General features: G+C 64.6%; 20 protein-coding genes. 9 read left to right on the forward strand and 11 right to left on the reverse strand.

Annotation, left to right across the window (positions count from 1 at the left end; genetic code table 11):
• A partial coding sequence (locus EN955_RS10200; protein WP_164769875.1) for a glutathione S-transferase family protein occupies nucleotides 1-455 on the reverse strand: 455 nt, incomplete at its 3' end.
• Nucleotides 456-615: 160 nt separating this feature from the next.
• On the opposite strand from EN955_RS10200, the gene EN955_RS10205 reads away from it, so the two are divergent.
• Complete coding sequence (locus EN955_RS10205; protein WP_013528623.1) at nucleotides 616-1,422, forward strand: undecaprenyl-diphosphate phosphatase; 807 nt, start codon at nucleotides 616-618, stop codon at nucleotides 1,420-1,422.
• An 80-nt stretch (nucleotides 1,423-1,502) separates the two neighbouring features.
• Here EN955_RS10205 and EN955_RS10210 read toward each other — a convergent pair whose 3' ends face one another.
• Nucleotides 1,503-1,880 carry a YraN family protein gene (locus tag EN955_RS10210; RefSeq protein ID WP_024502180.1) on the reverse strand — a complete coding sequence of 126 codons (378 nt, stop codon included), beginning with the start codon at nucleotides 1,878-1,880 and terminating at the stop codon, nucleotides 1,503-1,505.
• Nucleotides 1,873-2,802, reverse strand: coding sequence for a 16S rRNA (cytidine(1402)-2'-O)-methyltransferase (gene rsmI, locus EN955_RS10215; RefSeq protein WP_050580416.1), 930 nt, complete (start codon nucleotides 2,800-2,802; stop codon nucleotides 1,873-1,875). The genes EN955_RS10210 and rsmI overlap by 8 nt, the downstream gene beginning before the upstream one ends.
• 134 nt (nucleotides 2,803-2,936) lie before the next feature.
• Here rsmI and EN955_RS10220 point away from each other — a divergent pair, with 134 nt between their 5' ends.
• On the forward strand, nucleotides 2,937-3,125 hold the full coding sequence (locus EN955_RS10220; RefSeq protein WP_013528626.1) for a hypothetical protein: 189 nt from the start codon (nucleotides 2,937-2,939) through the stop codon (nucleotides 3,123-3,125).
• Nucleotides 3,126-3,198: 73 nt separating this feature from the next.
• Here the strand turns inward: EN955_RS10220 and EN955_RS10225 are convergent, their stop codons facing one another.
• The 6 genes from EN955_RS10225 to rph form a co-directional block, all read right to left on the reverse strand.
• Entirely contained in the window at nucleotides 3,199-3,636 is a 438-nt protein-coding gene (locus EN955_RS10225; RefSeq protein ID WP_013528627.1) for an EamA family transporter, read from the reverse strand.
• Between the two features lie 25 nt (nucleotides 3,637-3,661).
• Nucleotides 3,662-3,985, reverse strand: a complete 324-nt coding sequence (locus EN955_RS10230) for a low molecular weight protein tyrosine phosphatase family protein (RefSeq protein ID WP_024502182.1) — start codon at nucleotides 3,983-3,985, stop codon at nucleotides 3,662-3,664.
• Nucleotides 3,986-3,988: 3 nt separating this feature from the next.
• Nucleotides 3,989-5,152 carry a radical SAM family heme chaperone HemW gene (gene hemW, locus EN955_RS10235; RefSeq protein ID WP_024502183.1) on the reverse strand — a complete coding sequence of 388 codons (1,164 nt, stop codon included), beginning with the start codon at nucleotides 5,150-5,152 and terminating at the stop codon, nucleotides 3,989-3,991.
• Nucleotides 5,149-5,796, reverse strand: a complete 648-nt coding sequence (rdgB, locus tag EN955_RS10240) for an RdgB/HAM1 family non-canonical purine NTP pyrophosphatase (RefSeq protein ID WP_024502184.1) — start codon at nucleotides 5,794-5,796, stop codon at nucleotides 5,149-5,151. The genes hemW and rdgB overlap by 4 nt, the downstream gene beginning before the upstream one ends.
• On the reverse strand, nucleotides 5,796-6,206 hold the full coding sequence (locus tag EN955_RS10245) for a VOC family protein (RefSeq protein ID WP_024502185.1): 411 nt from the start codon (nucleotides 6,204-6,206) through the stop codon (nucleotides 5,796-5,798). The genes rdgB and EN955_RS10245 overlap by 1 nt, the downstream gene beginning before the upstream one ends.
• A 183-nt stretch (nucleotides 6,207-6,389) precedes the next feature.
• On the reverse strand, nucleotides 6,390-7,106 hold the full coding sequence (gene rph, locus EN955_RS10255; RefSeq protein WP_013528632.1) for a ribonuclease PH: 717 nt from the start codon (nucleotides 7,104-7,106) through the stop codon (nucleotides 6,390-6,392).
• Nucleotides 7,107-7,263: 157 nt separating this feature from the next.
• Between rph and hrcA the strand changes: the two genes are divergently transcribed.
• The 6 genes from hrcA (at nucleotide 7,264) to EN955_RS10285 (ending at nucleotide 12,856) form a co-directional block, all read left to right on the forward strand.
• Entirely contained in the window at nucleotides 7,264-8,361 is a 1,098-nt protein-coding gene (hrcA, locus tag EN955_RS10260; RefSeq protein ID WP_013528633.1) for a heat-inducible transcriptional repressor HrcA, read from the forward strand.
• A 24-nt stretch (nucleotides 8,362-8,385) separates the two neighbouring features.
• Nucleotides 8,386-8,583, forward strand: a complete 198-nt coding sequence (locus EN955_RS10265; protein WP_013528634.1) for a hypothetical protein — start codon at nucleotides 8,386-8,388, stop codon at nucleotides 8,581-8,583.
• A gap of 98 nt (nucleotides 8,584-8,681) precedes the next feature.
• Nucleotides 8,682-10,034: a sorbosone dehydrogenase family protein gene (locus EN955_RS10270; RefSeq protein WP_024502186.1), complete on the forward strand. Its 1,353-nt coding sequence runs from the start codon at nucleotides 8,682-8,684 to the stop codon at nucleotides 10,032-10,034.
• 271 nt (nucleotides 10,035-10,305) lie between these two features.
• Complete coding sequence (locus EN955_RS10275) at nucleotides 10,306-10,923, forward strand: LysE family translocator (protein ID WP_013528636.1); 618 nt, start codon at nucleotides 10,306-10,308, stop codon at nucleotides 10,921-10,923.
• A 196-nt stretch (nucleotides 10,924-11,119) separates the two neighbouring features.
• Nucleotides 11,120-12,100, forward strand: coding sequence for a cysteine synthase A (gene cysK / locus EN955_RS10280; protein WP_013528637.1), 981 nt, complete (start codon nucleotides 11,120-11,122; stop codon nucleotides 12,098-12,100).
• A gap of 129 nt (nucleotides 12,101-12,229) precedes the next feature.
• On the forward strand, nucleotides 12,230-12,856 hold the full coding sequence (locus EN955_RS10285; protein ID WP_024502187.1) for a glutathione S-transferase family protein: 627 nt from the start codon (nucleotides 12,230-12,232) through the stop codon (nucleotides 12,854-12,856).
• Nucleotides 12,857-12,859: 3 nt separating this feature from the next.
• Here EN955_RS10285 and EN955_RS10290 read toward each other — a convergent pair whose 3' ends face one another.
• Nucleotides 12,860-14,104: an RNA polymerase sigma factor gene (locus EN955_RS10290; protein WP_024502188.1), complete on the reverse strand. Its 1,245-nt coding sequence runs from the start codon at nucleotides 14,102-14,104 to the stop codon at nucleotides 12,860-12,862.
• Nucleotides 14,104-14,457 carry a YciI family protein gene (locus EN955_RS10295; protein ID WP_013528640.1) on the reverse strand — a complete coding sequence of 118 codons (354 nt, stop codon included), beginning with the start codon at nucleotides 14,455-14,457 and terminating at the stop codon, nucleotides 14,104-14,106. Before EN955_RS10295 ends, EN955_RS10290 begins: the two co-directional genes overlap by 1 nt.
• Nucleotides 14,458-14,714: 257 nt before the next feature.
• Here EN955_RS10295 and EN955_RS10300 point away from each other — a divergent pair, with 257 nt between their 5' ends.
• The gene (locus EN955_RS10300; protein ID WP_024502189.1) at nucleotides 14,715-15,674 is read left to right on the forward strand and encodes a TAXI family TRAP transporter solute-binding subunit; all 960 of its coding nucleotides are present in this window, start codon (nucleotides 14,715-14,717) and stop codon (nucleotides 15,672-15,674) included.
• The last annotated feature ends 7 nt before the right edge of the window (nucleotides 15,675-15,681 follow it).

The following is a 15,681-nucleotide window of genomic DNA, read 5'->3' on the forward strand; positions in this document are numbered from 1 at the left end:
GTGTATTTCATGTGCTGGCGGATGTTGGCGCGCGCCGCACGGATCGCGCCCGAGTCGGGCGAGCCGCCGCCCGCCGTTTCCGGCATGACCGGCTTCAGCACGCGCTCACGCACCAGATGACGGGTGACTTCGCTTTCAGCCTTGTTGAGATACCAGTCGATGAGCCGGCGGATTTCGGCGCGCTGCATCGGGTCCTCGGCGAACAGCCGCTTGTCGCGCTTCAGCACGCCGCGCGTTTCATCGAGATATTCCGATATGACCGTCGCGCCGACGATCGGCACGTCGCCTTCGGCCAGCAGGATCGGCAGCGTGCCGGCCGGGTTCAGCGCCAGGAACTCCTTGCGCCGGGTCCACGGCTTTTCCTCGATCAGGGCCAGCTCCTCGCCATACTCGCCGAAAGCGAGGCGGACGAAGCGACAGGTGGCGAACATGGGATGGTGGAAAAGCGTCAGCATGGTTCCGCGATGATAAAGCGCACTGGCGAATCGCAGGGCGCACCGGTAAGTCTTGGCCGCCCGGTTAGCGGGCCGTCAGGGTGTTGCGACCTATAGGGGGACTTCAACGCCATGACAAGCAAGCCCTTCTGTCAGCCGTCACGCCAATGCCGAGGTAGCCATGGAAAGCCAGACCATCGTCGAAGCCCTGCTGCTCGGCCTGCTGGAGGGGCTGACCGAGTTCATCCCGGTGTCCTCGACCGGCCATATCCTGCTCGCTGGCCATTTCCTCGGCTTCCACTCGACCGGCAAGGCCTTCGAGATCCTGATCCAGCTCGGCGCCATCCTGGCGATCCTCAGCGTTTATTTCCGCCGTCTCTGGAAAATGCTGCTCGAACTGCCGCACGACCGACTGACCAGGCATTTCGTCATCGGCATCCTCATCGCCTTCCTGCCGGCGGCATTCATCGGCGCGCTGGCGCATGATTTCATCAAGACGGTGCTGTTCGAATCGCCAAGGCTGATCTGCATCATGCTGATCATCGGCGGCGTCGTGCTGCTGGTGGTCGACCGCATGAACCTCAAGCCTGTTTATCGCGACGTCGAGCGCTTCCCGACCCGGCTTTACCTGCAGATCGGGCTTTTCCAGTGCCTGTCGCTCATTCCCGGCACATCGCGTTCGGGCTCGACCATCGTCGGCGCCCTGCTTTTGGGCGTCGACAAGCGCGCGGCCGCTGAATTTTCCTTCTTCCTTGCAATCCCGACCATGGTCGGCGCCTTCGCCTTCGACCTGTTCAAGAACCGCAACGTGCTGAGCAGCGCCGACCTGCCGATCATCGCCGTCGGCTTCGTCGCCGCCTTTGTCACGGCGCTCATCGTCGTGCGCTTCCTGCTCGATTACGTCTCGCGCAAAGGTTACTCGCTATTCGGCTGGTGGCGGCTGGTGGTGGGCGGTGTCGGGTTGGTGGCGTTGATGATCTGGGGGTGAGGAGTGTTCCGCGTAGCGGCCCTCACGCTTCGTCCCACGGGCTCCGCCCGTGGATGACGAATGAAGGAGGGCTGCCCCCTCTAACTCTTCCCATAAAACGCGTTCTCGACATGCACCGGCCAGCGCCAGGGCAGCACGGCGACCATGTCGAAGCGCATCGACAGCCTGCCGTAGTCCGCTTGGCGCGACAGCCAGATGTCGGCCGCGCCTTCTATTCGACGTTCCGATTCGTGGCCGATCGCCTCCATGGCTTCCATCAGCGACCGGCGCGCCTTGACCTCGACGAACAGCACCAGATCGCCGCGCCGCGCGATCAGGTCGATCTCGCCGAAGCGCGTGCGGTGGCGGCGGGCGAGAATGCGATAGCCTTTCAGCATCAGCGCTACCGACGCCAGCCATTCGCCGCGATGGCCGCGCCGATAGGCTTTCTGGCGGCTGGCGCTCGGGCGTTCAGCCACCGCCGCTTTCTCCCGAAGCATCCTTGAGCTCCAGCAATCGCCGATAGAGCGCCTGTTTCTGGCCGCCGGTCATCTTCGCGGCTTCCGCCGCCGCCTTGGAGGCCGGCATTTCGGCGGCAAGCGACAGAAGCAGACGGTCGATGTCGGCGGGTTCGTCGACCCTGGCCTCGGCCGGAGCGACGCAGACGACGATCTCGCCCTTCGGCGTATCGGCCGCGGCATAGTGGTCGGCCAGCGCCTGCAGCGTGCCGGTTCGCATCTCCTCGAAGGTCTTGGTCAATTCCCTGCCGATCGCGGCCTTGCGCTCGCCGCCCAGCGCTTCGACCATGGCACCGAGGGATTCGGCCAGCCGGCGCGGCGATTCGAAGAAAATCAATGTCGCCGGCACGGCTTTCAGTGCCTCCAGCCGCGTCAGCCGCTGCCCGGTCTTCACCGGTAAAAATCCGGCGAACATGAAGGCATCGGAGGGCAGGCCGGATGCGGTCAACGCCGCGAGCGGCGCCGATGGGCCGGGGATAGGCACGACGCGAATGCCGTGGTCGAGCGCCTCGCCGACCAGCCGGTAGCCGGGATCGGACACCAGCGGCGTGCCGGCATCGGAGATCAGCGCCACGCTCTGTCCGGCCTGCAGCGCCGCGATCAGCTTCGGCCCGGCCTCGCCGGCATTATGCTCATGATAGGCTGTGGTGCGGCGGCGGATGCCATAACGGTCGAGCAGCACGCGCGACACCCGCGTGTCTTCGCAAGCGACGATGTCGGCGGCGGCCAGCGTCTCCAGCGCGCGCAGCGTGATGTCGGCGAGATTGCCGATCGGCGTCGCCACCAGATAGAGCGCCGGCTCCAGCGGCCGGGCCGCGATCTCGGTCTGCCCGACCACATAGCTGCGCCTGCCCGTCTCTGCGGTCACTGACGACTTCTCCATTCAGCCCTGTTTGGCACGGCTGACGCGGGCTTGCAAAAGCTGATGCCGATGTAGGGAATTCGCCTTTCCTTTGCCACAGTGGGGAACCAAACCGGCGTTGGCAGATTAGCCCCCTGATTCCGGAGGAGGACAGGATGGACAGCCTCAAGATACAAGACGCTTTCGAACCCTACTATGCCGGCCGCAACCGCGTTGCCACCCCCAGGGACAAGCGCCCGTCTGCCAAGACCGAGCACAGCCTGACCGAAGAGCGCGTCGCCAGCACCTTGCCGACGAACGTCAGCCTTTCCGACAACAAACCCGACAGCACGACGGAGCACTGACCGGACGATGCCCAATCGCTTCGATATCTTCATCACCCGTCTTGAAACGAAGAACGCACGCCATGGCGCGCAACTACCCTCGATAGGCGACCAGCACAGCACCCGCCGCGATAAGGGCGACGCCAAGCCAGTTCGCTCCGGACAACCGCTCGCCGAGAAAGGCCGCGCCAAACACCGCCACAAGCACGACGCTTAGCTTGTCGATCGGCGCCACCTGCGCCGCATTGCCGATCTTCAGGGCGCGAAAATAGCAGAGCCATGAAGCGCCGGTCGCCAGACCGGACAGGGCGAGGAAAGCCCAGGTCTTTCCCGAGATCGTAGCCGGCGACTGGAACTGGCCGCTGGCGAGCAGGATGGCACCGAGCACGATCAGGATGATGATCGTGCGGATGAAGGTGGCGAAATCGGAATTGATGTTCTCGATGCCGACCTTGGCGAAGATCGCCGTCAGGGCAGCGAATGCAGCCGAGAGCAATGCCCAGAATTGCCAGGAGGATACGGTCAGGTTCATCAAGGTGGCCTTCGCGGATGACGTCTCAACCGAGATACCGCGAAACGCGCGCCTTCAGAAGGCCAATCAACTCCAGATCCATGAATTCATAATTGTCAGGTATGTCGAGGCAGATCACACGCGCCTTCTTCAGGCTGGCCTTGAATTTCTTCTGCAGCTTGGTGCGGTGCGCCTTTTCCATGACGAAGATGATGTCGGCCCAAGCGACCAGCTCATGCGTCAGCGGCGTGTCGGCATCGTGGTTGGTTCCGGCCGAGGCCACCTCGATATCGCGGCGCGTTGAAAACACCTGTTCGGCGGTCGGGCTGCGCAAGCGGTTCTGGCTGCAGACGAAAAGGACGTTCTTCAAGGGTTAGCGCGCCAGATCGGCGACCACCGCGTCGAGCACGATCATGCCGGCGGCCGTGGCACGCAGGCGCGCATTGCCGATCGGCGCCACCAGCCCTTCGCCCTGCAGCATCGACAACCGCTCGCTCGACAGGCCGCGCCCGGAGAACGCCTCGTAGCGGGCGAGGTCGATGCCTTCGGCCAGCCGCAGGCCCATCAGCAGGAATTCGTCGGCCTCTTCCGAACGCGTCAGGATCTCGCCGCCGGTGACGCCATGGCCCTTGGCCTCGACCAGATTGGCCCAGGTTTCCGGCATCCGCTCGGCGATTGTCACCGTGCGCCGGCCGTTCTCGACGAAGCGGCCATGCGCGCCCGGCCCGACGCCGACATATTCGCCATAGCGCCAGTAGGTCAGGTTGTGCCGGCTCTCGGCGCCCGGCCTGGCGTGGTTGGAAATCTCGTAGGCCGGCAGGCCGTGCGCCGTGGTGATCTCCTGCGTCAGCGCATAGAGGTCGGCGGCATGGTCGTTGTCGGGGATGACGAATTTCTTTGCCGCATGCAGCGCGTGGAAGGGCGTGCCTTCCTCGATGGTCAACTGGTAGAGCGACAGATGGTCGGCGGCATGGCCGATCGCCTGTTCCAGCTCCGATGCCCAAGCCTCCGGCGTCTGGCCGGGGCGGGCGTAGATCAGGTCGAAGGACAGCCTTGGGAATATTTCTCGCGCGAAGCCGATGGCGTGCAGGGCCTGTTCGACATTGTGCAAACGGCCGAGGAAGCGCAAATCCTTGTCGTTCAGCGCCTGCACGCCGAGCGACACGCGATTGACCCCGGCTGCCCGATAGCCGCGAAAGCGCTCGGCCTCGACCGAGGACGGATTGGCCTCCAGCGTCACCTCGATGCCGGCAGGCACAGTCCAGTTCTTCGCCACGGCGTCCAGAACCCTGGCCACGGTTTCCGGCTTCATCAGCGAGGGCGTGCCGCCGCCGAGAAAAACGCTGGTCACCTCGCGCGGCCCGGTGCGCTCGCGCATCGTCGCCAGTTCGGCCTCGAAGGCGGCGGCAAAGCGCTCCTGGTCGACCGGCTGGTGGCGAACATGGCTGTTGAAGTCGCAATAGGGGCATTTGGCCGCGCAGAACGGCCAGTGGACATAGACGCCGAAGCCGGGCGTCCGGTCGAGCAGCATGCTCATGCCGAGCCCAATCGAGCTTGGGCGAATTTCTGGAAGGCGCGGGCGCGGTGCGACAGCGCCGTGGCCTGGCCGGGCTTCCAGCCATGCTTTTCCTCGGCGCTCATTTCGCCGAAGGTTTTTTCGAAGCCATCGGGCAGGAACACAGGATCGTAGCCGAAGCCGAGCTCGCCGCGCGGTGGCCAGACCAGCGTGCCCTCGGCCTCGCCGCGATAATATTCGGCCTCGCCGTCGGGAAACGCCAGGCAGATGACGGCGACAAAGCGTCCCTTGCGCTGCTCCGGCAAGGCGGCGCCGACCTCCTGCAGCGCCACTTCGGTGCGTTGCATGGCCATGCCGAAGTCACGCGAACCGTCCGGGGTTTCGGCCCAGTTGGCGGTGTAGACGCCGGGCGCGCCGTCAAGCGCGTCGACGCACAGGCCGGAATCGTCCGACAGCGCCGGCAGGCCGGTCGCCTTGGCGGCGGCGAGCGCCTTGATGTAGGCGTTCTCCTCGAAGGTGGTGCCGGTCTCGTCCGGCTCCGGCAGGCCATACTCCCTGGCCGACTTCGCTTCGAAGCCGAACGGTCCCATCAGGTCGGCGAATTCGCGCAGCTTGCCCTCATTATGGCTGGCGACGACGATCTTCTTGCCATCGAGAGAATGCATCAAAGGCCCCAGATTCTTGGCTCGGCAAATTCGATCGAATTGCCCGAGGGGTCGCGTATATAGATCGAACGGCCGCCCTGCGGCCACTCGAATTCGCTCTCGATGGCGATCTTCTTTGCCTCCAGATGGGCTTTCCAGCCGGCGATTTCATCGGCGGTCGCCGTAAAGCAGAGATGACCTTGGCCGACCGCGCCGTGCGGTGGCACCGGCAGCCTCGCGTCAGGCGCCGGCGGGATCTTGGTTGCCTCGGCGTTGAAGACGAGCAGCACGCCGGGGCCGCAGCGGAAGAACAGGTGGCGGCCGTCGACCTTGCCGAGGAGATTGAGGCCGAGGATGTCGGTGTAGAAGGTTTCGGCGGCGGGCAGGTCTGTGACGTAGAGGGCCGATTCCAGGATCGCGGAGGGTGTCACGAGGCGCCCCCCTCTGGCCTGCCGGCCATCTCCCCCTCAGGTGGGGAGATTGGCAGCTTCTGCATTGTCGCGCGCCCTACAACGCCGGAGATTGGCGAAGCCCTAGATGACATCCGATCTCCCCACTTGAGGGGGAGATGGCCGGCAGGCCAGAGGGGGGCGCTCAGGCTCGACATCTAAAAACTAAGCCACTGCCATCTGCTGCAAACTCACCAGGCGCTGGATGCCTTTCTTGGCCAGGCCCATCAGGTCCGCGAACTGCTCCTCGGAGAAAGGCTCGCCCTCGGCGGTGCCCTGGATCTCGACGATGCCACCCTTGCCTGTCATGACGAAATTGGCGTCGGTGCCGGCCGCTGAATCCTCGATATAGTCGAGGTCGATGACCGGCTGGCCGTCATGGATGCCGCAGGAGATCGCCGCGACATGGTCCTTCAGCACCTTGGCGACGCTGGCCATCTGGCGCGCTTCCATCCAGCGCAGGCAGTCATACAGCGCCACCCAGCCGCCGGTGATCGATGCGGTGCGGGTGCCGCCATCGGCCTGGATGACGTCGCAGTCGACGGTGATCTGCTGTTCGCCCAACGCCTGCAAATCGACCACGGCGCGCAAGGAGCGGCCGATCAGCCGCTGGATTTCCAGCGTGCGGCCGCCCTGCTTGCCGGCCGAAGCCTCACGGCGCATGCGCTCGCCGGTCGAGCGCGGCAGCATGCCGTATTCCGCCGTCACCCAGCCCTTGCCGGAGTTGCGCATCCAACCCGGCACTTTTTCCTCGAGGCTGGCCGTGCACAGGACATGCGTGTCGCCGAACTTCACCAGGCATGAGCCTTCGGCATGCTTGGAGACGCCACGCTCGAAGGAGATGGCACGCATTTCGTCGAATTGGCGTTTGGAAGGGCGCATTCAGGGCTGCTTTCTTGTCATTTTTCGGAATCTTGGCCGGCTTGTAACCGCATGGGACGCGTGGCGCAAAGGAAAATGGCCTGACGATCGGACACAGACACCGGGTTGCGCGGGTGCAGTGTAAGTCTATATCCTTGGGCCGGAGGTTTTTGGCCGTATGACCAAGGCAGTCGATCCCGCTTCGCAGTCGCCCGCGCTTCAGTCGCCAGTATTCCAGGCGCTCGACATGCGTTCCCGCGACATCTTCCGGCGCATCGTCGATTCCTATCTCAGGGACGGTGAACCGGTGGGATCGCGCAGCCTGTCGCGTATCCTGCCGTCCTCACTGTCGCCGGCGACTATCCGCAACGTGATGAGCGACCTCGAGCATCTCGGCCTGATCTACGCGCCGCACATTTCGGCCGGCCGGCTGCCGACGCAGGCCGGCCTGCGTTTCTTCGTCGATGCCTTCATGGAGCTTGGCGACCTTTCCGACGAGGAGCGCCGCGCCATCGAGGCACAGGTGCGGGCGTCCGGCTCCGGTGCGACGCTGGAGCACATGCTGACCGAGGCCAGCCAGATGCTGTCGGGCATGTCGCGCGGCGCCGGCCTGGTGCTGGCCGCCAAGAACGAGGTGGCGCTGAAGCACATCGAATTCATCCAGCTTGAGCCGACGAAGGCGCTGGCGGTGCTGGTGTCGCAGAATGGCGACGTCGAAAACCGCGTCGTCGACCTGCCCGCCGGCATCACCGTCTCGCAACTGCACGAGGCCTCGAATTTCCTCAACGCCCATATACGCGGTCGCACGCTTGCCGAGGCGCGGATCGAGATCGCTCGCATCAAGGAAGAAACCAGGGCCGCGCTCGACACGCTGTCGCAGGACCTGGTGGAGAAGGGGCTGGCGGTGTGGGCCGGCGCCGACAGCGGCCTGCCGGCACGGCTCATCGTGCGCGGGCGTGCCAATCTGCTTGAAAACGTCACCGCCCAGGCCGACATCGAGCTGCTGCGCCATCTGTTCGAGGACATGGAGACGCAGGACGGGCTTATCCAGCTGCTTGACCTCGCCGAGCAGGGCTCGGGTGTGCGCATCTTCATCGGCTCGGAAAACAAGCTGTTTTCGCTGTCGGGCTCGTCGCTGGTCGTCGCCCCCTATCGCGACAAGGATGCCCGCGTCGTCGGCGCGCTCGGCGTCATCGGCCCGACCCGGCTGAATTACGCGCGCATCGTCCCAATGGTCGACTATACGGCGCAGTTGATTTCACGCATGCTGCGCTGAGCTGATCCAACCGAGGAGACGACGATGGCGCTCGAAGAATTCAAGGCCCGGATCAGCCTGCTGCTGGAGGAGATGGTCAACCAGCCGGAAGACCAGCACGAGATCCAGGAGCAGCTGCGCGAAAAGCTACGGGAAATGCGCGCCATGGGCTTGCCGCTGCCGGCTGACCTCGTCGAGTTGGAAAAACGCCTCGACGACGATTTCTACGCCGCCGGGACCTGAACCGGAAAACCGCAAGCTTCCTTCACCTCATCGTGTGCCGTGGAACGATCGACGAAACCGGTCGTTCCTGTTTTCACGCCCGAACATTGGAGGACCGAATGATGCGTTTTGCCGGCCCGGCACTTTCCGCCGCACTGTTTGTCTCGACCGCTTCATTCGCCCAGCAGGCGGACGAGCCGGTGCTGAAGGGCGCGGCTGCCTTCGGCGACTGGCGAGCGGACAAGCCGGGCACCCGCCGGCTGATCAGACCGGATGATCTGCCCAAGCCCAATGCCACCCGGTCGACCTCGAACAGCGCCGGCATCGCGGACATGCCGGCAGACGCGAAGCTGCAACTGCCGCCGGGGTTCTCGGCCGAGCTGGTTGCATCGGGCATCGACAATCCACGCGTCGTGCGCGTCGCACCGAATGGCGACCTGTTCGTCGCCGACAGCAAAGCCAACCAGGTCCGCATCTATCGCCTCGCCGAAGGCAGTGCGAAGCCGGCGCAGGACGGCATCTTTGCCGGCAATCTCAACCGGCCCTATGGCATTGCCTTCTATCCGCCGGGCGCTGACCCGCAATGGGTCTATGTCGCCAACAGCGACAGCATCGTGCGCTTTGCCTACCGCAATGGCGACCTGAAGGCCTCCGGCGACCCGGAAACCATCGTCGGCAACATCCCCGCCAGTCATCACTGGACCCGCGATATCGCCTTCTCGCCGGACGGCAAGACGCTTTACCTTTCGGTCGGCTCGGGATCGAATGTCGCCGAGGACATGGGCCGGGAGCCGAAAGGCGGACTCGATGCCTGGGCGAAATCGCAGCCGCTGGGTGCAGCCTGGGGTTCTGAAGACGGCCGCGCCGACGTGCTGGCCTTCGATCCCGATGGCAAGAACGGCCGCATCTTTGCCGCCGGCTTGCGCAACTGCTCGGGTATGACCGTGCAGCCGGCGACCGGCGCGCTGTGGTGCGTCGTCAACGAACGCGATGCGCTTGGCGACAATGTGCCGCCCGAATACGCGACCGTGGTCAAGGAGGGTGCTTTCTATGGCTGGCCCTGGTACTATATCGGCAACAATGAGGATCCGCGCCACAAGGGTGAGCGCCCCGATCTTGCCGGCAAAACGACCGTTCCCGATGTGCTGATGCAGGCGCATTCGGCGCCGCTCACCATCGCCTTCTACGAGGGGAAGAGCTTTCCAGCTGAATACAAGGGCGATGCGTTCGTCGCTCTGCATGGTTCATGGAACCGCGGCAACAGGACCGGCTACAAGGTGGTGCGGTTGCTGTTCAAGGACGGCAGGCCGACCGGCGCGTATGAGGATTTCATCACCGGCTTCGTGGTTTCCAACGGTGAGGTCTGGGGCCGGCCGGTCGGCGTGGCGATTGCGAGCGACGGTGCGCTGATCGTCAGCGAGGACGGCAACGGCACCATCTGGCGTGTCACCCATGGCGACGGTCCGTCCTGATCTGCTCAGGTAACGCAGGCCCCCTCACCCGGATTGCCAACCGAATTGCGAAGAGCAATTCGGGAACAATCCGACCTCTCCCCGAGGGGAGGAGTCAGCAGACGCTGGCGCCCGTCTCTTCTCCCCTCGGGGAGAAGGTGGCCGCGAAGCGGCCGGATGAGGGGGCTTCGTAAGGCGAGCCCTCGATATCTGGTGCAATAGAATCCGGCCCCAGGGAATTCAATCTTGGCCTGTCCCATACAATAAAACGCTCTGATCCGAGACCAGTGCCATGACCCTTACCGGATTCCTCGCCTATAGTGCGGCCCTCGGCATCGCCGCCGCGATTCCTGGTCCCGGCATCACCGCGCTGGTCGCCCGTGCGCTCGGCTCAGGCTTCCGCTCGTCGCTGGCGATGTCGTTTGGCCTGATGGTTGGCGACATCACCTATCTGACCGCCGTGGTGCTTGGCCTCGCCTTCGTCGCACAATCCTTCGGCATGGTTTTCCTGGCCATCAAATGGCTCGGCGTCGCCTATCTCGCCTTTCTCGGCTGGCGCTTCTGGAACAGCGGCATCACGCCCGAGACCGTCGAGGCCGGAAAAGGCAAGGGCGGCTTGCTGTCGAGCTTTGCCGCCGGCCTGACCGTTACCCTCGGCAATCCGAAGACGATGATCTTCTATCTCGCGATCACGCCGACCATCGTCGACCTGAAAACCATCACGCTGGCGGATTACGGCATCCTCGTCGCGCTGACCGTTGTCGTGCTGTTGGTGGTGCTGGTACCGTATCTGGCGCTGGCGGCCAAGGCGCGCTGGTTTCTGAAATCGCCCCGCGCGCTCAAGGCGCTGAACCGCACGGCGGCCGGCTTCATGGTCGGTGCTGCTGCAGCGATTGCCGCTCGGCAATAGAGAGCTTTCCGCCAAAGCATTTCGCAAACGGGCCTTTGCGAGAAATGCTTTTCCGGGACGGCACGGTTTTAGACACAGGTCCCACTCGGATATTTTCAGCCGACAGTCTATCTTGCGCGACCGAAGGCCCTATCTTGCCGGCTGCAATTCCACTGCCTGAAATCCTTACTCGCCTGAAGTTCTGGGAGCGAAACAAATGAACAAGTCCGCCACATCAGCCCGCGTGCCCGGCCGCGGCCGCGTCTACAATTCCATCACCGATACGATCGGCGACACGCCCCTGGTGCGGCTCGACAAGTTCGCCAGGGAAAAGGGCATCGTCGCCAATCTCATCGCCAAGCTCGAATTCTTCAATCCGATCGCCTCGGTCAAGGACCGCATCGGCGTGGCGATGATCGAGGCGCTTGAGGCATCAGGCAAGATTTCTCCCGGCAAGACAACGCTGATCGAACCGACGTCGGGCAACACCGGCATCGCGCTTGCCTTCGCCGCCGCGGCCAAGGGCTACAAGCTGATCCTGACGATGCCCGAAACAATGTCGGTCGAGCGCCGGAAAATGCTGGCGCTGCTCGGCGCCGAGCTGGTGCTGACCGAGGGTCCGAAAGGCATGAAAGGCGCCATCGCCAAGGCCGACGAACTGGCAGCGACGATCCCCAATGCGATCATCCCGCAGCAGTTCGAGAACCCGGCCAATCCGGAAATCCACCGCACGACGACGGCCGAGGAAATCTGGAACGATACGCATGGCGAGGTCGATATCTTCGTCGCCGGCATCGGCACCGGCGGCACCATCACCGGCGTCGGCCAGGTGCTGAAGAAGCGCAAGCCCTCCGTGCATGTCGTCGCCGTCGAGCCCGACTCCTCGCCGGTTCTGTCGGGCGGCCAGCCCGGCCCGCACAAGATCCAGGGCATCGGCGCCGGTTTTGCGCCCAAGATCCTCGACACGACGATCTATGACGAGATCGTCAAGGTGTCGAACGAGGATTCGGTGGCCAATGCCCGCCTCGTCGCCCGCCTCGAAGGCGTGCCGGTCGGCATCTCTTCGGGCGCCGCCCTGCAGGCGGCCATCGTCGTCGGCTCGCGGCCGGAGAACAAGGGCAAAAATCTTGTGGTGGTCATCCCGTCCTTCGCCGAGCGTTATCTGTCGACAATCCTGTTCGAGGGGCTGGGATCGTAGTCCGACGCTCCTTCGCGTCCAAGCTGGCCCGCTGAAAAAACGCGCGTGGCCGCCACCGGCGGCTTGAGCGCGACACCGCTTCCGGTTCATATCGCCCCGGCCTGCTTTGCGCGGCCGGGGGAGAATTTCATGTACAAGCTTTATACCCGTCCTGGCAGCGGCGGCTTCGTCGTCGAGGCAGCGCTGGCGTTGGCGAATGCACAGTTCGAGCAGATCGACGTGCCGAAGACCGACCGGCCCGACCCCGCCTTCCTCGACATCAGTCCGTTGAACCAGGTGCCGGTGCTGACCTTGCCGGACGGAAGCTCGATGACGGAATCGGCGGCGATCTGCATCCTGCTTGCCGAGCGTCATCCCGATGCCAATTTGGCGCCGGCAGCAGACGCGCCTGCCCGCGCCGATTTCCTGCGCTGGATGGCCTTCATGTCGTCGGTGCTCTATCCGGCGGTGCTGCGCTTCTACTACGCATACCGCTACACTGCCGATCCCGAAGGCACCAAGGCGGTCAAGCAGGCAGCCGTGGCCGAGATGGACCGTGGCTTTGCCGTTCTGGATGCCGCGCTCGAAGGCCGTGACTGGCTGGTCGGCGACCGGATGTCGCTGGCCGACATCTATCTGGTCATGCTGGTGGCCTGGCATCCCGACATCGACAGCGCGCGGACGGCATGGCCGAACATTGAACGCCTGTGGGCGCGGCTGCGCGACCATCCGCTGATGAAGACGCTCAACACCTCGCACGAGATGTGGCCGGGCTGAAGCTCAATTTCTGAGCACTGCCCGCTTTTCCTGCAGGAAGCGGCGCACCGCCGGGTCGCGCTCGAGGCCGATCGCCCGGTCATAGGCTTCGCAGGCTTGCGGTACCTGACCAAGCCTGGCCAGGAGACCGGCGCGTGCGGCCCAATAGGGCTGATAGTCATCAAGCCGTTTGTCGTCGCCCAGCACGTAGAGGGCCGCCAATCCCGCCACTGCGCCCTCGGCCTCGGCGATCGCCACCGCGCGGTTTATCGCCACCACCGGCGATCCTGCGATCGAAAGCAACGCGTCGTAGAACTCGCGGATCGCCGCCCAGTCGGTGCGGCCGGTCAGCCGTCGTGCCGCATGCGCGGACTGCACGGCCGCCTCAAGCTGGTAGCGGCCGATGATGCCCTTGGCCGCGGCGTGGGAAAGCAGCGCCTCCGCCTCATCGATCAGGGCGCGGTCCCATAGAAGGCAATCCTGTTCCGCCAGCGGCACGAAGTCGCCGGCGGCGCTGCGCCGTGCGGCGCGGCGCGACTCAGCAAACAGCATCAGCGACAGGAGGCCCAGCGCCTCCGGCTCCTCCGGCAACAGCGAAGCCACCAGCCGGCCGAGCCAAATGCCTTCGGTCGCCAGATTGCGCCCTCGCGTCTCGGTGCCCGCCGGGTCGGACCAGCCTTCGGCGAAGGCGGCGTAGATCGCTTCCAGCACCGCATCCAGCCGTTCGCCGAGTTCGGCCTGCTCCGGCACGCGGAACGGAATACCGGTTTCACGGATGCGGGACTTGGCTCGCACCAGGCGCTGGCCCATCGTTGCCGGCGAGACCAGGAAGGCGGAAGCGATCGTCGCGGCGTCGAACCCCAGCACCGTCTGCAGGATGAGCGGCGAACGCACGCTCGATTCGATCGCCGGATGGGCGCAGGCGAACATCAGCCGCAGCCGCTCGTCGGGCAGGTCTTCGTCGGTCATGCGCGCCTCCGCTTCCTCGGCAATCAGCTTGAGATGCTCGCGGCCGGCCTCGCTGGTCAGCCGGCGCCGCACCGCATCGACGCGGCGCCGCCTTGCCACCGCCAGCAGCCAGGCTTCCGGTTTCTTGGGTACGCCGGTTCTTGGCCAGCGTTCGAGGGCGGCGGCAAAGGCATCGGCCAGCGCGTCCTCGGCTGCGGCCACGTCGCGCGTGCGGGCCGCGAGCCAGGCGACAAGCTTGCCGTAGCTTTGCCGGGCGGCGGTTTCCGCTGCCGCCCGCGCGATCTCCAGGCCACTTTCCATCACATGGTCTGTTCCCAGATCGGCCGCAGCTCGACCGTGCCGGCGCTGGCCGCGGGGCAGCGCGCCGCCCAGGCGATAGCGGCATCGGCATCCTCGGCCTCGATCATGTAGAAGCCCGCAAGCTGCTCCTTGGTGTCGGCATAGGGGCCATCGAGCACGTTGGTCTTGCCATTGACCATCCGCACCGAAGTGGCGGCCTGGGTCGGCTTCAGCCGGTCGCCGGCCAGCCAGGCGCCGGACTTCTTCAACGCATCGGTATACGCGCCATAGGCAGCGCTGATCTCGTAGGTCTTATCGGTCGGCGCGGCCGCCATCGCGGCTTCATTGACGTAGATCAAAAGCATGTATCGCATGGTCTTCTCCCGTTGTTTCGAAGGCTGCTTCGTTTGCGAGCCGGACGTATGTCGCGCGGCCCTGGCCGATTTCGACAGGCATTGGAAAAATCTTTCGGCTCCGAAGACATTTCACGCAAGCGGCCATCTGTGCATCCCGCACTCAACCATTCGTCTAACGCATGGGATTGCGGGTTGGCATTTCCATCTCGCTGTCTAAACTCGCTTCTGTTCGCGTCAGGGAGGTGATGCGGCTGCTATTTCAGGGAGGAAATCAGATGTTCCATTTCAGGACGAAACTTGTTGCGGCCGGCGCCGTGGCGCTGTCGCTTGGCCTAGGCGCTGTTTCCGCCAAGGCGCAGGAATTCATCAACGTGCTCACCGGCGGCACATCTGGCGTCTATTATCCGCTCGGCGTGGCACTGTCGGAAATCTACGGCAAGGGCATCGAAGGCGCCCGCACCCAGGTGCAGGCAACAAAGGCTTCGGTCGAAAACCTCAATCTGTTGCAGCAGGGAAAGGGCGAGATCGCGTTTGCGCTGGGCGATTCCGTCAAGCTGGCCGCCGAAGGCAATGCCGAGGCCGGTTTCCCCGGCAAGCTCGATAAGTTGCGCGGCATCGCAGCCATCTATCCCAACTACATCCAGATCGTCGCCAGCCGGGAGTCCGGCATCAAGACGCTGGCCGACCTCAAGGGCAAAAGCCTGTCGGTCGGCGCGCCGGCCTCCGGCACCGAGCTCAACGCCCGCGCCATCTTCGCCGCCGCCGGGTTGAAGTATGAGGATCTCGGCCGGGTCGAGTATCTGCCCTTCGCCGAATCGGTCGAGCTGATCAAGAACCGGCAGCTCGACGCCACGCTGCAATCGGCCGGGCTCGGCGTCGCCTCGATCCGCGACCTCGCCACCTCCGTGCCGATCAATGTCGTGGCGGTGCCGGCCGAGGACGTCGCCAAGATCGGCGCGCCCTATCTGTCGGTGGTCATTCCCAAGGGCACTTATGAAGGCCAAAGCGAGGATGTCGCCACCGCCGCCGTCGGCAATTTCCTCATCACCCGCGCCGATGTCTCCGACGAGACCGCCTACCAGATGACCAAGCTGATGTTCGACCATCTCGACCAACTGGCTGCGGCACATGCCGCCGCCAAGGCGATCGACCCGGCCAAGGCGCTCGACGGCATGCCGGTGCCGCTGCACCCCGGTGCCGAGCGGTACTACAAGGAGAAGGGCTTGTTGAAGTAGGGGCGGG

The sequence above is a fragment of the Mesorhizobium sp. M7A.F.Ca.CA.001.04.2.1 genome (genome assembly GCF_003998485.1).
Taxonomy (GTDB): domain Bacteria; phylum Pseudomonadota; class Alphaproteobacteria; order Rhizobiales; family Rhizobiaceae; genus Mesorhizobium; species Mesorhizobium ciceri.

What these genes read in the sequence shown, in the direction of transcription:
- cysK (WP_013528637.1), top strand. Translation starts at nt 11,120, where the DNA reads ATGAACAAGTCCGCCACATCAGCCCGCGTGCCCGGCCGCGGCCGCGTC.
- EN955_RS10220 (WP_013528626.1), top strand. Translation starts at nt 2,937, where the DNA reads ATGGACAGCCTCAAGATACAAGACGCTTTCGAACCCTACTATGCCGGC.
- EN955_RS10270 (WP_024502186.1), top strand. Translation starts at nt 8,682, where the DNA reads ATGATGCGTTTTGCCGGCCCGGCACTTTCCGCCGCACTGTTTGTCTCG.
- EN955_RS10300 (WP_024502189.1), top strand. Translation starts at nt 14,715, where the DNA reads ATGTTCCATTTCAGGACGAAACTTGTTGCGGCCGGCGCCGTGGCGCTG.
- EN955_RS10225 (WP_013528627.1), bottom strand. Translation starts at nt 3,636, where the DNA reads ATGAACCTGACCGTATCCTCCTGGCAATTCTGGGCATTGCTCTCGGCT.
- rsmI (WP_050580416.1), bottom strand. Translation starts at nt 2,802, where the DNA reads ATGGAGAAGTCGTCAGTGACCGCAGAGACGGGCAGGCGCAGCTATGTG.
- EN955_RS10275 (WP_013528636.1), top strand. Translation starts at nt 10,306, where the DNA reads ATGACCCTTACCGGATTCCTCGCCTATAGTGCGGCCCTCGGCATCGCC.
- rdgB (WP_024502184.1), bottom strand. Translation starts at nt 5,796, where the DNA reads ATGCATTCTCTCGATGGCAAGAAGATCGTCGTCGCCAGCCATAATGAG.
- rph (WP_013528632.1), bottom strand. Translation starts at nt 7,106, where the DNA reads ATGCGCCCTTCCAAACGCCAATTCGACGAAATGCGTGCCATCTCCTTC.
- EN955_RS10265 (WP_013528634.1), top strand. Translation starts at nt 8,386, where the DNA reads ATGGCGCTCGAAGAATTCAAGGCCCGGATCAGCCTGCTGCTGGAGGAG.
- hrcA (WP_013528633.1), top strand. Translation starts at nt 7,264, where the DNA reads ATGACCAAGGCAGTCGATCCCGCTTCGCAGTCGCCCGCGCTTCAGTCG.
- EN955_RS10285 (WP_024502187.1), top strand. Translation starts at nt 12,230, where the DNA reads ATGTACAAGCTTTATACCCGTCCTGGCAGCGGCGGCTTCGTCGTCGAG.
- hemW (WP_024502183.1), bottom strand. Translation starts at nt 5,152, where the DNA reads ATGAGCATGCTGCTCGACCGGACGCCCGGCTTCGGCGTCTATGTCCAC.
- EN955_RS10290 (WP_024502188.1), bottom strand. Translation starts at nt 14,104, where the DNA reads ATGGAAAGTGGCCTGGAGATCGCGCGGGCGGCAGCGGAAACCGCCGCC.
- EN955_RS10205 (WP_013528623.1), top strand. Translation starts at nt 616, where the DNA reads ATGGAAAGCCAGACCATCGTCGAAGCCCTGCTGCTCGGCCTGCTGGAG.
- EN955_RS10295 (WP_013528640.1), bottom strand. Translation starts at nt 14,457, where the DNA reads ATGCGATACATGCTTTTGATCTACGTCAATGAAGCCGCGATGGCGGCC.